The following is a 15219-nucleotide window of genomic DNA, read 5'->3' as shown; positions in this document are numbered from 1 at the left end:
ACTCGACCCCCGGTCACTCGATCAGGTAGTCGTACCGGACGCCGCTGGGCGGCACCGAGCCCGGCACCTTGGTGCGGTGTGCGGCCCAGACGTGCAGGGTGCCGTCGGTCCAGCGGGCGGCCTGGTAGCTGCGCTGCACCAGCAGCCCACCCACCGGCACCTCTTCTTCGGGAATCAGCAGGGCGCCGTCCGGGCCACCGCCGAGCAGCTCGGTGACGCTCGTCACCACCCGGCGTCCGTCGAGGTCGAGCACCGAACCGCGGGCCAGCGACACCTGCTCGTCGGACCCGGTGCGCACCGGCAGCAGCGGAATCCAGTGCGGGGGTGGCGCCTGCGCCAGGTGGTAGTCGGGGGCCACGTCGGGGTCCCCCGGCGGGTCGGGCGGACGGGCCGAACTCAGCCGCACCGGCCCCTGCAGCGGCGACTCGACGATCTGCTCGATCGCCCAACTCAGGTTGGCCACCTCGTCGCGGGCCAGCAGCACCTCTTCGACCACGCCGCCGACCACCGGACGGGCCAGCCGCGGCGCCAGATACAACAGGTTGCGGATCGTCGCACCCTCGGGGGCCGCGTCGTCGAAGGGCATCGCGTGCTGGAACATGCTCCAGCCGGGCGCCAAGGCGGAAGTGGTGCCGATCGGGTTCAACAGCGTGCGCGCACCGAAGGTGTCGGTGACCACCAACGAGGTCGAGCGCACCAGCCGTCCGACCGGCAGGTCGACGCCGATCACGAACCAGTCGTTGCCGTAGCCAGACAGGGTTTCGATGAGCAGCACCTGGGCCAGGTCGGTTTCGGCGGGGGCGAGGGCGGCCAGGTTGACCGCGGCGTCCTCGAACTCCCAGAACCGCCGCGCCGGCAGGCCCGGCGCCGTCACCGGAGCCGGCATCACCGTGCGCACCAGCGTCTCGCCCGCCTCGGCCGGTGTGGTGCCCAGGTTCACCTCGCCGTTGACGTCGAACTCGTACCAGTCGAGCACGTCGCTGTCGTAGCGCTGCGCGGTCAGCGTGGTCTCGTCGAAGCCGCTCGGGCCGAGCCGCGCCGAGATCGACGCGGTGTACTCGAACCGGTCGGGCTGCCAACTCTCTGCGGCAGCGTCGACGTCGTCGAACAGCTCCGCCACCAGGGCCAGCCAGTCGGCGCAGGCCGCGCGCACCTCGGCCACGTCGCCCGCGGCGACCTGCTCGCCGAACCGGGGCAACGGACGCCCCGCCAGCTCGGCGCGCAACCGGCGACCGTCGAGGCTGCGGCCGCCATGCAGCCGCGCATAGCCGGCCGTGGCCTGATCGGCCTGGGCCAGCACGTCGTCGGCGTAGCGAGGCACCGCGAACGCCGTGACCAGGGCCGGGCCGTAGTCGCGCGACGTGCTCTGCGCGGCGAACAGCCGCAGAAACAGCCGTCCGGTGTCGACGCCGAGCCGCAGCCCGGCCAACCCGTCGGCACCCGCCGGCAGCGTCGTCCCGACCGCCTCGATCAGCGTCTCCAACGGTGCCGCCGACGCATCGAAGCGCGGTGCCTGCAGCTGGGTGTCGGGCGGAATGCGGCCGGCCACGAACCGGGTCGGCGGCGCCACCACTCCGCGCCAGCGGGCCACGACGGGCGTGCCGCCGTCTTGCGCGGCGAACTCGCCGGTCTGCCACTGCCGGGCCAACAGCCACAGCGGGTCGTGCAGCGGCGCGGTCGCACCCACCGTGACGTCGGGCCGCAGCGGGTCGGGCTCGAGCCTGAAGAACGTGGTGATCGACGCCATGTCAGCCTCCCGCCGCCGGGGTCAGCCCGTTGGGATCGGTGGAGGGCGCGTCGCCTTCGGCGTTGAACGCCAGCACCGCGGCCGGCAGATACTGCCGGGCAGGCCCCAGCGCCTCGGGCGGCACGGCCCGCAGGTGCGCCAGTTCGAGGGTCTCGACCAGCACCTGGTTGAGTCGGCCCACCGTCCACGGCTCGTCGAGTACCGGCGGCACGGCCAGCAGAATCGCCTGGGGCGCCATCGATTCCGGCGGGTCGTAGCGAAAGGCCACCCCGGTGGTCTCGGACGCCGACGGCACCACTTCGGCCCACTCGTCGGCCAGCAGCCCGGCGAGGGTGGCGCCTGCACGCAGCACCGGCCCGCCGATCAGCAGCAGCGAGGTCGCCGCATCGACGTAATGGGGCGCCGGCAAGGCGTTCCAGGTGTCACCCGGGTGGTAGGGCACCTGTGCCACCACCGGCTCGAAGGCCGGCCCGCCGAGGGCCTCGGCCTCACGCGCCGCGATGCCCAACCGCGCCAAGGGCTCGCGCACTCGCTCCATGCGGGTCACCCACACCTCGGCGGCCAGGGGGTCGCCGCCGACCAGCGCGGGGTCGTCGCGCGAGGCGATCAGGTCGGGCATGGTGCCGGCCGTGAACCTGGGCACCGCCACGAAGCCCGGCCCCTGCAGGGCCGCCAGTTCGCGACCCAGGGCTGCGGCATCGTCGCTCGCCGCGACCGGTTCGGCCAGCCGGGCGGTCAGGTCGGCCAGCACCCGGGCGGCGGCCGCCACCCACCCGGACTTCACCGTCGGCAGCCCCGCCTCGCCCACCGCGAACGGCCACGATGCCACCACGGCCGCCTGCAGAGCGTCGCTGTCGTCGGGGGTCGCCAGGGCGGCGTTCAACCGGTCGACCACCGCGCCGAGCGCACGCCGGGCCGCCGCCGCGCGGGCGGCCAGTTCGGGCAGGTCGACGCCGGGCACCGGGTCGGCGTGCGGCGGCTGGAGGGCGGCGCCGTCCAGCCCCTTGGCCGAGGCCACCAGGGCCGCCAGCGAGCCGCCCAGTTCGAGCAGGGCCAGCAGGTCGTCGTCTGGCGTCAGCTCGGCGACGTCGACCGGACGGCCCGCCGCCACCGCCGCCCGCACGGCGAGTTCGCGCAACGCCGAGCCGCCACCGGCCAACCGCACGAAATCGCCGGCCGCCATGCCGAGGCTGCCCCACGGCACGTCGACGGGCGGCTCACCGGCCAGGCGCAGCACCCGTCCGATCGCGGGCCCGAGCTGGTGGCTCAGCCAGGCGTCCAGTGCCGGTTCGGCGGCCGCGGACGGCGACGTCGCCGCGGTTGCCCAGCCGGCGGCCGGGGCGGCGTCGGGGTCGAAAAGCACGACCACCCGGTGGGTGACCGCGGCCCCGGTGCGTGGTGTGGCCAGAAAGTCCAGCTCGGGCGGGGGAGCCAGGCCGCGGTCGAGGTCGGCCACGCTGCTGACCGCCCGGCTGAGATCGCCCCGGGCGAACTGGTGCACCTGCTCGGCCTGCAGGGCGTCGGCCGCTGCGTCGACGGCTGCGGCCAGCCGGCGCAGCACGCCCACGGCGCGACGGCGTTCGTCGTCGGTGGGGGTGCGGCTCATCGACACCAGGTGATCGACCGCGTGATCTTCGCTGCCCGCCCACAACTGGTGCAGCCGCAGGCCGTCGAGCCGCCTGGCTTCGAGCGAGAAGGCCTCCTGCCCGGGCAGCGGGCACACCTCACGGGCCGGCAGCACGGCGAAGTCGAGGCGGCGTTCGTGCAGGTCGCGCTCGACCAGGTAACCGAGCACGGCCCCCAGGCTGCGGCCCGCGCGCACGCCGTCGAAGAGCCAGCGGGCCAGCCGCACCCGCTCTGAGGTCAGGCTGACCGCAAACGGGTCGTGCTCGCCCCCGCCGTGGGCCAGGTGGGCGTTGCGGGCCAGGGCGGCGACCTGCGCCTGGTGCACCGAGGGGGCATGGACGAACCCGGGGTCGCTCTGCGCCGCCAGCAGCGGCCCCGGCTCTCCGGTCGGCAGTGGCGTGGCCGCAGCGCTGGTCGTGGGGGCCAGCCCCTCCACCCAGCCGTACCCGCCGATCAGCACGCCGTCGGGGTTGGCCGTGCGCACCTCGTCGAGCCGGGCGGTGGCCAGCGCGGTGGCCCAGGCGTCCAGCCGGTGCGAGGTGGCGTCGATCGACTGCAGCAACTGCCGCTCCAGAGCGGGCACGGACGCCGCCGCCAGGGTGTTCACGGCCGTCCGGAAGTCGGTCAGCGAGCCCACGGGTCCGTCGGCCAGGCGCTGCGCCACGGTGTGGCCGTCGGGCAGCACGGTGGCGCGCCGGGCCGTCCAGCCGGTGGCGTCGTCGCCGAAGCCGTAGAACTCGGCGTCGGCGGCGCCGAGCGACAGCAGCCGGGCGGCGGCGTCGGCGTGCTCGCGCAGCAGCCCGTGCCGCAGCAGCGCGGCCAGCACCGACACCGGGGCGTCGGTGGCGCCGGCCAGGGCGTCGGGGTCGGCGGCCAGCAGCGCGGCGATGAAACCCAGGTCGGTCGAGGGCGCCACCAGCGGCAGCGTCACCGGGTGTGTGGACGGCTCGTGCACCGTGAGTGCCCCCGGCACCAGGCCCAGCCCGGCCGCGTTGGCCAGCGGCAGCGACCGGTCGCGGGCTGCATTCCAGAACCCGCCCTCGGTCGTCGCCGCGCCCAGTAACCGCTGCAGGTTGTCGGCGAACCGCGCGCCCATGCTGCGCCGCAGCCGAAGGTCGTCGGAGCGTCCCTCGAGCCTCAGCACGTCGACCAGGTCGGTGGCCACGTCGGCCCGGCCGACCCTGGGGGCCAGGTCGACGGCCGGCCGCCACGCGCCGTCGCGCAGCCCGGCGATCACCCGGCTCAGCCGGGTCGACCGGGGGTCGCCGGCGAACCGGCCCACCGAGGTGACGGGCAGCAGGCCGTACGGCTGCCGTCCGACCCGCAGCGTGGGCAGCGGCCCGCCCGGCCTCAGGAACCGCACGGCGAAGTCACGGCCCCAGTCGGTGCTCGCGCCGTCCACCCCGGCGAACTGGGCCAGCCAGTACCCCCACGTCGCCGGCCACAGAGCGCGCGTCATCGGGGCGGTGAGATCGTCGGTGTCGCCCGCGTGGGGCAGCGACCCGGGCAGTGCCACGCCGAGCGCCACCGCCGTGGCCGCCCCCACCGAACCGGTCGCGGGTTCGGTATCGGCCGCCGACCAGGCACCCACCTCGCCGCTCGACCACGCCGAGCCGGCCGCGTCTGAGTTGTTCGTCGGCGCCTCGGGCGGCAGAAAACCCAGCCCGGCCGAATACCGCTGCGCCTGCAACAGCGCCGCCAACTGGACGGCTCCCGCCGCCGGGTCGACGCCCCGCACCCCGGTGGCCACCAGCAGGTCGACGGGGCCGGTCACCGGCAGCCGCACCGCCATGCCCAGCTGCTCGGCGCCGGCGAAGTCGACCAACCAGTTCATGCCGGTGTCGACCGCGGCCACCTCGTGATCGTCGGCGTCGCCCACCAGCGGAGCGGCCAGGTCGGGGCCGACCGCGGGGTCGATGGTGATCGGTGCGCCGGTGGCCACCGCCAGCACCTGGCCGCCCGCGTACGCGGTCACCGTCCAGCGGGCCGGCAGCAGCCGGGCGACGGGGGTGCGGCGCTCGTCCGTGGTGTCGATGGGGGCGAACGACGGTTCGACCGCGAGCGGCGCGTCGTCGCCCACCTCGCCCGTCGGCCGCTGCGTGCCGTTGCTCGGACGAGTCGCGCGCACCACCCAGCCGGCCCGGCCGGCGCCGTAGCGGCCGGCCAGCGGAGCCCAGATGCGCTGTTGCCGCGCCTGGTTCGCACCGGTGCGCCACTGGGCGCGCCAGAAGTCCTGCCCGGCCTGTTGCTCGGCCGCCGACAGCCGCTCGTCGTGCGCGTCGACGTGCACCTGGTCGGGGTAGATGCGCACCAGCAACTCGCCGCCGGCGTAGCGAGTTTCGAGCCGCACCGGCAAAAGCGCCAGCGGGTGACTGCCCGGGCCGAGCTCGCCGCTCAGCCGGGCGTCGGCCAGCAGGGCGTCGGCGGTGAGCGGGCCGAGGTTCACGGCGGCGGTCATGACTCGGGCTTCCTCATCAGCACCTGCACCGGAATCGTGATGCGGGACGGCAACTGGCGCAGCCGCCCGGCGAGTTTGGCCGCCGAGGCGTCCGTCGCCGGCGCGTGACTCACGTCACTCGGAGCCTCGCCCACCTCGAAACCGAACCGCGGCGCACCCGGCTGCTCGGCGATGCTGATCGCGTACTGGTCGGCATCGGCCAGCGGAATCGCGAACCCGAAGAAGGTGACGTCGGGGTCGAGCGAACCGCGGAAGGTGGGCAGCAGGGCCTGGCCGGGCGCGGCGCCGCGCTTGGTGGCGGTGACCACCGCGTCGGGGAAGCGGCGCATCAGCTCGCTGCGCAGCAGCAACACGAACCGCTCGGGACGAATCGTCGGCGCGCCCAGCGCGCGGTCGGCCCACTGGTCCAGTTGGGGAATGTCGGGCGGCTCGGTGGGGGCCACCGCGGCGTCCCAGAACCGGTCGAAGAAGGTGGCGGTCAGCCGGGTGGGGAACTCGCGCCAGAGCAGTTCACGGCCGAACTCGTGGTTGAGCCCGACCATGAACGCCTCGACGAAGGCGCCGTTGGTGCGCAGACCCAGGGCGGTGTTGGCGGGCACGCCGGCCAGCCCCGGCAGCAGCCACTGCTCGCCCAGTTCGGCCAACGAGTGCGCCATCGGGGAGTCGAACCGGGGGGTGAACCGCAGGTCGGGCATGGGGGTGTCATCGGTGGCGGGTGCCGGCGCGGTGGTGAACAGCGCACCGATCGCGGCCGTGAACGTGCGCATCGGCGCGGTGAGCGCCACCGCCTCGGCCATCAGGGTGCCGAGCACCACGGTGCCGGTCGCGGTGCCCGAGTCAGCAGTGACCGGCGCGAAGCGGCCGAGCTGCTTGGCCGCCACGGTGCGGAAGAGCGCCGCGGCGGCACTGTCGCGCGGGGGTGGGTGGTGGGGCCGATCCGGCAGATCGGGCGGATCCGGCGGATCTGGGGGCTCCCCGCCGTCACCCGGTCGCCGCCGGATCGGGCTCGGGCCGCCGCCATCGTCGGGCCGGCGCAGCGCCGGGCGGGCCGCCGGCCCGCCCACCGCCTCGGTGAACACCCCTCCGGTGACGATCCCGCCCGGCAGCGGAAAAGGTCGCGGACCCGCCGGGGCCGGGGTGGCCGACAGCGCGAAGCCCGGGTGGGGCATTGAATTCGTGACCGCGTCGGCGGTGAGCGCCGCCCAAGAGAGCACGCGCGCGGACGGCACCGTCGGGCCGACACCGTCGAAGGTGAGCGGGCCGCTGGGGGCCGCGAAGCTGCGCGCCAGCCGGGCGCTGGGCACCATGCTGCCGATCCAGTCGAGCAGCGGCGGCATGGTGCCGTCGCGCTCGGCGGTGCGGACGGCCGGGCCGCGCACCCGGGTGACCCGGCGGACGGCCGAGCCGAGCGCGGCGCCCGGCAGCCGGGCCCGGTTCCACTGCACGGCGAAGCTCTGCCCGCCCGAGGCGGGTGGTGCGGTCATCATGGCCGCGCGCAGCGGGGCCAGCACGAACAGCCCCACCTCGGGCGACAGCGGCGCCACGTGCCGCCGGTGCAGGCTGTCGGCCAGCGCGAAGCCGAGCCCGGCCAACCCCACCACCCGGGTCGCTGCCGACAGGTCGGCGGACTGTTCCCAGGCGGCCGCGGCCAAGGTCTCTTGCTGGCGCTGGATCACCAGCGTGCCCAACGCCGCCGCCACCCGCGCGGCCGGGTCGAGGTTGAGCTGCTCGTACCAACTGCCCGAGGCGAGCGTGGCCGGCGTGCGGTAGGCCGAGCCGTACCGCGGCGGGGCCAGCAGGGGCTCGGCGGCCGGCGCCGAATCGGGAGCGTTGAGCACCGGCTCGAGCGCAGCTGAGAACCGATCGGGCAGCGCCGGGTCGCTCCACCGCTGGGTAGGGGCGTCCAGGGCCAGCAGCGCGCCGCCGAGCAGTTCCTGGGCGTCGTCGGTGCCGCTCAGCCCCAGCCCGGCGGTCGACAGGTCGATCGGCCGCAATCCGAAGCCGTCCTCGACCGGACGGCCCCGAATCGCCAGCGCCAGCGACTGGAAGTCGCCGCTCGGCCCGGTGGCGAACCGCCAATGGTGGTACACCGGCAGCTCGACGGTGCCCATGCCGTCGGCGATCGTCCAGGCCGGGCCTTGGGCGTCGCCCGGGTCGTCGCCCAGCCCGGCCCGCCGTCCGGCCTCGAAGGTGGGCACCACGCAGGCCAGGTACGGGGTCTGCTCGGCGAGTAGCCGTCCGCACATCAGGCGCGACAGGTTGCGGGCCGGATCGCCGGCCAGCGCCGCCGCCACGGCCGCTGAGCCGGCCGCCCCGTCGAGGGCCACCTGGGCGTGCGCCCACGCCCACGAGTCGGCCAGGTTCGGCAGCTCGACCTCCGGACGGGCGGGGGTGCCGACGTGCAGCACCGGCAGCGCACCCTTGCCGGCCGGCAGCAGTCGCACGCCGGGCTGCTCGCGCACCACCACCAGGCAGAGCCAGGGCCGCAGCTTGCCGTCCGACGCGGACGCCGGGGTGAACAGCCAGGGCAGGCCCGGGTCGTCGAACTCCACCAAGGCGAGGTAGTTCGACTCGAAGGTGCGGGCGTTGGGGGCCGGGTCGCTGCGAATCACCTGCTGCGGCGCCACACCGGTGACGTCGCCGGGGCCGAGCAGCTGCACCGGCACGTCGGCGCCCGGCCGATCGTTCACGCTCACCCCGACGGTGGTGCTGACGTGGCTGGGCGGATGACCGCTCGGCAGGTCGGGCGGCAGGCTCAGCGCGCCTCCCCGGCGCACCCAGGGCAGAAACAGCAGGGCGGGCTCGGTCATGACACCCCCGCCGTCCGGGCCAGGCCGAGGGTCGCCAGCCTGGGCGCGTCGGTGCGCCGCACGCCCGAGAACCTGTCGGACGGCGCGGTGCGGGTCAGCGCCCGCGCCGATGCGCTGATGCGCAGGCCCGCCAGCACGTGCTCGCGCGGCGCCGGCTGCGGCTCGGGCTGCAGCACCGGCACGCCGTCGTCGCCGACCACGATCTCGGTGTAGTGGAAGGGGGCCGGCACGCCCAGCGAAGGATCGGTGTCGTACCCGTCGTCGCCGAAGCCGACACCCGCCTGACGCACCACCATGCCGGGAGCCGACAGCCGTTCGGCCTCGGTGAGTTCGAAGAACTGGCTATCGGGAAACTCGTCGTGCACCGTGTCGAAGTCGGTGAAGGTGCGGCCGCCGACCCGCGCCGCGGTGATGCGGAACCGCCGCTCGTTCGACGGCACGAAGGCGCCGACGCGGTCGATGTCGCGATCAAGGCCCAGCGGCACCAGGCCCTGCTGCACCACGACCCGGCCCAGCGGGTGCAGCGACAGCCCGTCGGTGGCCGGGTTGGTGCGCACCCCGACGAGTTGCCCGGCGGTGGACGGCAGCTCGGTGCGCCAGCTGGCCGGGTCGTCGAGCCGGGTGAGCAGCTCGGTGAGCACGTCCAGCAGCTCGCTGACCACCGAGTTGCTGCCGCCGATGATGGTCTTGTCGAACGAGACCGTGTAGTCCCACCACAGAATGCCGAAGGTGGCCTTGCCGGCCACGCGCAGCGGCAGCGGGCCTTCGAGGGTGCCACTCACGTCGACCTTGAACAGGCTGCGGCTGCCCCGCTTGAGCTGCACGCCGGCTTTGAAGTCGGCGATGAAGTGCGGCGGCCAGAAGGCGATCAGCACGTCGAAGCCGATGTAGCCCTGGATCGAGAACCCGAACGCCGCCGCGTACAGCGAGGCGGTGCAGCCGAACTGCAGCGTGTTGGGCGTGATCGCCAGGTAGGCCTCGATGATCAGCTTGGGGTTGTCGCCGCTGGTCAACGCCACGGTGACCCGCGGCACCACCGGGAAGCCGGCCGGCGGGGTGAACCGCGGGTTGAACCCGCCGATGGCAAGCGCGAAGCCGAGGCCGCGGGCCCGCCGGAACGCCGCCGCGCCGGTGAGGGTGAACCGGCCGAACAGCTTCGACTCGTACAGCACCGCGTCGAGGGCGGCGAAGCCGGTGTCGAAGTCGAACTCGCCCACCACGTCGAGGTTCAGCGTGAGCACGGCCGCCTGCTCCTGCGGCAGCACCGAACTGACCCGGCCCAGCACCAGCAGCCGCGAGGTGTCGGTGTTGCCGTCGCGTTCGAGCATCAACGCCAGGTCGGCCCGCAGCAGCGGATGGTCGGCGTTGCCGAAGGTCAGCTTCACCAGCAGCCCGTAGATGTGGGTGCCTTCCTTGGGTGGAAAGAAGGTGCGCAGGCCGGCCACCATCTCGGGCAGCGTCTTCACCGGGTCGGCCGGAAAGAGCAGGTATTTGAGCTTGCCGGACGGCAGTGCGGCGCGTACGGCGGGCACGTCGAGGGTGCGGTCGGCGGCGTACAGCACGCCCAGGCCGTCCAGGGTGATGAAGCCGGCGGTCAGCCCGAGGTGCTCGACCGTGCCGATCAGAATGAACGAGGTGAGCTGGTTGCCCTGGCCGTCGCGGGTCGACACCAGGCCCAGGCAGGTCAGCGTGACCCGCTTGGCGATGCGCAGCACCACCGCGCCGTAGTAGTCGCCCGAGGCCGGATCGTGGTGAATCGCCCCGCCGCCGCTGATCGCGCCGGCATCGATGTTCAGCGCGATGCCGGTGGGCAGGCTGGCGTCGACGTGCGCGTCGACCAGGCCCAGGTTGCGGTCTTTCTGCAGCTTCATGGTGTCGAGTTCGGCGAGCAGCCCGAGTTGGTCGACCCGCAGGTACAGGGGGCCCCAGGTGACGCTGAACGTGATCAGCCCGCCCGCGGCGACCGCCCAGCCGGTGGCGGGGGCGTCCGCACTGCGCCAGGCCACCCGCAGCACCACCTCGAGCGGGTTGATGCCCAGCGCGCCGCCGCCGCCCAGCGGCAGGGTCAAGTCGAGGTCGGACGGCCCCGCCGGCCCGGCCGAGTCGAACGGCACGGTGGCGCCGGTGGCGTCCTTGCCGCTCACCCGGTGCAGTTCGTGAATGAAGCCGAGGTTCGAGTCGTAACCCAGGCTGAAGCCGAACATCGTGCGGTACGGACGGCCGCCCAGCAGCTTGCGCATGAAGCTGTCGGCGCTCGAACCGTCCACCACCAGGGCGCAGCTGTCGAACACCGCCAGCACCCGGGCCCCGGTGGCCGACAGGGTGAGCAGAAACGACAGTCCGCCCAGTTCGACCCGCATGCCGGTGGCCCGCGGCAGGGCGTAGCTGATGCCGCTGGAGTCGGGGGTGGCCACGTAGCCGAAGCTCGCCTGCAGCCCGGACGCCTCAGGGCTGGCCTCGACGCCGTCACCACTGATCAGCAGCGCGGCCCCGGCGTCGCTCTTCAGCCCGACCCTGAACCGCCACTCGGGCGAGTGGCTGCTGCGCTGCGGGTTGAGCACCTGGTCGATGCTCAGCGCGCCACCGAGGGCGAGGAACACTTGGTGCGGCCGGGCGGGGTTGCCCAGCCGGCGCGGCAGGTAGAGCCAGGTCACCTTCAGCTCTTCGGTGGCCGAGTCGGCTTCGTGCAGCAGCGACAGCGACACCATGCGGCTGGCCAGCAGGTCGGCCGCCGAGGGCCGCTCGTCGGAGTCGATGTCGAGGCCCTTGCCGTCCCAGCCGACGATCACGTCGCTGAGAATGTTCTCGTCGAACTCGTCCTTGGTCTGGTCGATCACCGCGATGGCGGCGACGATGCCGCGAATCAGGCCGTCGATGACCAGAAACGACTCGTCGCGGGCGGTGTTCAGGGTCGAGCCGGTGGCCCACTCGCGGGTGTCGTCCAGGTCGTCGAGGGTTCGGCCGGGGTTCCAGACGAACTTCAGAATGGTCAGCAGCGAGTCGAAGAACCGGCCGGGGTGGGTGTCGCCGCCCGAGCGGTGCGGCAGCGCCTGTTCGCCGGGGCCCAGCGAGCCGGTGAGTTCGCCGGCCACCGCCAGCGCCTCGATCACCAGAAACAGCTTGGGCCAGCGTTGCCGCACGTAGGTGCGGCCCAGCACGTCGAACAGGCTGGTGATCAGGGTGTCGGTGCGGCCTGACCAGTCGGATCCGCCCCAGGTCTCGATCTGCTCGATGATCGCGTTGATCACGATCGCGATGTCGGCGGCTGCCGCGATGTCGGCCTGCAGGTCGGTGTCGATCGAGTCGCGGTAGGCCTTGACCGAATCCATGGACGCGGCCGGCAGCACCAACCCGCCGCTGCCCGGCTTGGCCCCGAGGTCGCGCAGAATCGCCTCGCGGGCCTGATCGGCGCTGGCGCCGCCCAGCAGTTCGCCGACGAACACCAGAAAGTCGATCACCTCGCCGGCGAGGCTGCGCAGCACGGACGACGCGCTCATGGCGTGGGCTCCGGCACGGGCACCCGCTCGATCACGAACCGGCGCAGCCGTTCGGGCGGATCCTCGGTGAGCGGCCCCAGCGGGGCCTTGTGCACCATGTACGGCGCCATCACGGGCAGCTGGGTGTCGGGATCGATCGCCTGGGTGTACACCTCGCCGACCGCCGTCACCTGGTCGTCTTTGCTCTCGAAGCGGCAAATGCCGAAGTTCGAGCGGAACATCATCTGCCGGGTGTTGCGCATGCGCTCCAGGGCGTGTTGGTGCCGCACCGCCACCTGGCGCAGGGCGGCGAAGGTGGTGGACGGGTCACCCGCCAGGTCTTCGATGCCGGCCTCGTCGAGCGGAAACACCCGGATCGGGGTGGGCCGTACCGCGTTCGGGTCTTTGGGCGGGGGAGTGGGCACCACGTCGGGTCGCTCGTCGAGCAGGGGCGTCACCCGCCAGCGCCAGTCGGGCGGCCGGGCCGGGTTGAGCCGTGACCGCTTGGCCTCGTCGTCTTCGCCGTCGGAGTTGTCGTCGATCCAGCCCCAGGTCGGCAGCAGCACCGGGCTGCGCAGCAGCTTGGCGCGCGTGACGGTGACCAGCTCGGCTTCGGTGCGTCCGGCGGGCAGCAGCACCAGGTCGGCGTCGGGCTTCGTCCAACCGAGCCGTTCGACGCCCAGCTTGGCCCGCAGCATCTGCTGCAGCAGCATCGCCTTGGCGTCGAGGGCCTGCAGGTAGACCGGCATCACGTTCTTGAAGCCGCTCGAGGTGAACTGGGCGATGCGGGCCGGGGTGGTGCTGGTGCCGCGCCAGTAGCTCATCAGGTTCGACGCGGCGTTGTGCACGTCGCCCGACAGCACCACGACCCGTCCGTAGTCGGCAAGCCGCGACAGCAGGTACTCGAAGGTGTTCTCGTCGAGCGCCCAAGTTTCGAGTGCGTCGGGGTTGGTGCCGGGCATCAGTCGGGCGCCCGAGATCTTCTCGCCGGCCACCTCGTCGCGGTGCACGGCGTCGAAGATGCGGTAGATGGCCCGACTGACCACCTCATCGATCACCGGCGGCCCGATCACCTGTAGGGGCGCGATCACCACCAGCACCTCGACCCCGGCCGGCAGCGGCGGCTTGGGAATCTGGGCGTCCAGCGCCTCTTTCGACACGTTGCCGGGGGGCCCGATCTCGCTGACGTAGCTGCGCCTGGTGCGGTTGTCGAGCGCGACCACCCGGTGTTTGGGGCCGTCGAGCACGAAGTGCCAGGCGATCGGCGGCTTGACCGAGAGAAACTCGCCGTTGGGCAGGGCCTGGTTGTCGAGGTCGTGGCCGAACAGCTTGCCCAGGGCGGTGAACGGCGCCTTCGCGGGGCCCTGGTCGGCGCCGCCGGGGAACAACTTCTGCGCGGCGACCAGCACGTCGCTGGGCAGCCCGCCCGCCAGGTCAGGACGATCGGTCGCGGTCACGTCGTAGCGGCGTGGGTCGTTGCCCCAGTCCTGGAACAGCGCGTAGGCGGTCATCGCGTTGGTCAGAATCGTCTGGCCCAGCCCGGTGCTCAGCACCCGATGCCGCCACATGGGGGTCAGGAACCAGTCGTCGGTGACGTCGTGGTCGTCGAAAATCATGTAGGTGGGTACGTTGGCCAGCAGTCGCTGTGCCCGCCACAGGTCGGCCAGAAACTGCCGGTGCACCCGCTGGTGGCGGCGGCTGACCTTGGGCCGCTTGGCGTCTTGTTTGGCCTTGTCTTTGGCGCGGTCCTGGTCTTCCTCGTCGCGCTCGGCCTGGCTGAGCTTCGCGCGCCGGGCGGCCTCTTTGGCCAGTTCGTCTTTGCGCACCGTGGCGTCGGTGAAGGTGTACTGCGGCACCCGCGCCGGCGTGCCGACGTCGGGCAGGGCGACGGACTGGTTGTCGGTCAGCACGTCCAGCCAGTGCACGGGGCCCGACGCGGTGGCGCCGGTCTGCAGTTGCGCGCCGGGAATGTCGGTGCCCCAGCATTCCGGCGCCCAGTAGAGCACGTAGGCGGCGGCGAACTCGCCCAGCGAGATCAGGTGGTTCTTGCCGTCCTCGCTGGTCAGTTGGGCGCTGCAGTTGGTCAGGTACAGCCGGTTGCCCACGCCGAACCAGGGCGGGCCTGCGGGCAGCGGGTTGGCCGTGGTGGCGGCGGCGGGCTCGTCGTCGTAAGCGGCGTCGGGGTTCTGCGGATCGACGGTGCGCTTGAGCAGCCGCACCTTGTCGACGGTGACGCGTTCGATCGGTGTCTGGTCGGGCTCGCCGGCGAGTTGACCGGACGCAGCGGTGGTGCCGATCAACTCGACGCCCAGTTCGACCACGCGCCGCATCAGCACGTCCTCGACGTCGTCGGCGTAGATCTGGTCGCCGCCGAGAAACAGCTGATGCAGGCGGGCCCGCGGGTCGCCGAACCGTTCGGCCAGGTACTGGTCGAGCCAGGGAAAGGCGTCGCCGTCGTCGTAGCCGGGGCGGCGGCACGAGCCGTAGGCGATCTGCAGGTCGTCCAGATTGCTGGGCGGCAGCGCGAAGCTGGGCAGCATGCGGTCGGCGTAGCCGAGCGGGCCGGCGGTGGTGCCGCTGACCTGGCGGGTCTGCAGCAGTTGCAGCGACTGCAGCGTCTCTTGCCGGCCGCCCGAGGCGAAGATGGTGATGTTGTACGAGTACAGCCGATCTGCTTCGAAGACCTTGCCCGAGGCGGGTGGAATACGTGCCGACACCAGGCTGAGGTGCAGCCGTTCGCCGATGCGAATCGTGTCGGCACCGGGGTACGGCTTGGGTGCGTTGGGGTCGGGGGCGTCGTCGCTCGAGACGAAAACGGGGTTCGTGGTGTCGAAGGCCACCCGGCCCTCGTAGACGTCGAGGCGCACCGTGGCGTCGCTGCTCAAGGCCATCCAGACGCTGACGATGCTCGGGTCGACCCGGCGCAGGATCGGACCCGCGAGCAGCAGCGGCAGTTCCATGACGGTGCCCCCTTCGGTCGGGGTGGAGGCCTCCTGCAACCTAACTCGCGACCCTTGCCGAATGAACCGGGTACAAGTGCGTAGCGCGAGAGATTCCAGGGCGCCGGCGGGTAGTTGGGGACGGTTCTTCCGGTTCGGGGGA

General features: G+C 73.0%; 5 protein-coding genes. All 5 read right to left on the bottom strand.

All coding sequences use genetic code 11. The features are described 5' to 3' along the window. Nucleotides 1-13 precede the first annotated feature (13 nt). The 5 genes from MPLG2_RS06460 to MPLG2_RS06440 are packed head-to-tail and all read right to left on the bottom strand — an operon-like array spanning nt 14 to nt 15077. A complete protein-coding gene (locus MPLG2_RS06460; RefSeq protein WP_105185421.1) occupies nt 14-1747 on the bottom strand; it encodes a hypothetical protein in 1734 nt (577 codons plus the stop codon). A 1-nt stretch (nt 1748) separates the two neighbouring features. Further along, on the bottom strand, nt 1749-5831 hold the full coding sequence (locus MPLG2_RS06455; RefSeq protein WP_105185420.1) for a hypothetical protein: 4083 nt from the start codon (nt 5829-5831) through the stop codon (nt 1749-1751). After that, nucleotides 5828-8641, bottom strand: coding sequence for a hypothetical protein (locus MPLG2_RS06450; RefSeq protein WP_105185419.1), 2814 nt, complete (start codon nt 8639-8641; stop codon nt 5828-5830). The genes MPLG2_RS06455 and MPLG2_RS06450 overlap by 4 nt, the downstream gene beginning before the upstream one ends. Beyond that, on the bottom strand, nt 8638-12138 hold the full coding sequence (locus MPLG2_RS06445) for a DUF6603 domain-containing protein (RefSeq protein ID WP_105185418.1): 3501 nt from the start codon (nt 12136-12138) through the stop codon (nt 8638-8640). The genes MPLG2_RS06450 and MPLG2_RS06445 overlap by 4 nt, the downstream gene beginning before the upstream one ends. Continuing rightward, complete coding sequence (locus MPLG2_RS06440; protein WP_158680921.1) at nt 12135-15077, bottom strand: metallophosphoesterase family protein; 2943 nt, start codon at nt 15075-15077, stop codon at nt 12135-12137. The genes MPLG2_RS06445 and MPLG2_RS06440 overlap by 4 nt, the downstream gene beginning before the upstream one ends. Between the last annotated feature and the right edge of the window lie 142 nt (nt 15078-15219).

It is taken from the genome of Micropruina glycogenica (assembly GCF_900289045.1).
GTDB lineage: Bacteria > Actinomycetota > Actinomycetes > Propionibacteriales > Propionibacteriaceae > Micropruina > Micropruina glycogenica.
The sequence above is the reverse complement of the archived record's forward strand: the minus strand, read 5'-3'. Positions and strand labels throughout refer to the sequence as shown.

What these genes read in the sequence shown, in the direction of transcription:
- MPLG2_RS06460 (WP_105185421.1), bottom strand. Translation starts at nt 1,747, where the DNA reads ATGGCGTCGATCACCACGTTCTTCAGGCTCGAGCCCGACCCGCTGCGG.
- MPLG2_RS06455 (WP_105185420.1), bottom strand. Translation starts at nt 5,831, where the DNA reads ATGACCGCCGCCGTGAACCTCGGCCCGCTCACCGCCGACGCCCTGCTG.
- MPLG2_RS06450 (WP_105185419.1), bottom strand. Translation starts at nt 8,641, where the DNA reads ATGACCGAGCCCGCCCTGCTGTTTCTGCCCTGGGTGCGCCGGGGAGGC.
- MPLG2_RS06445 (WP_105185418.1), bottom strand. Translation starts at nt 12,138, where the DNA reads ATGAGCGCGTCGTCCGTGCTGCGCAGCCTCGCCGGCGAGGTGATCGAC.
- MPLG2_RS06440 (WP_158680921.1), bottom strand. Translation starts at nt 15,077, where the DNA reads ATGGAACTGCCGCTGCTGCTCGCGGGTCCGATCCTGCGCCGGGTCGAC.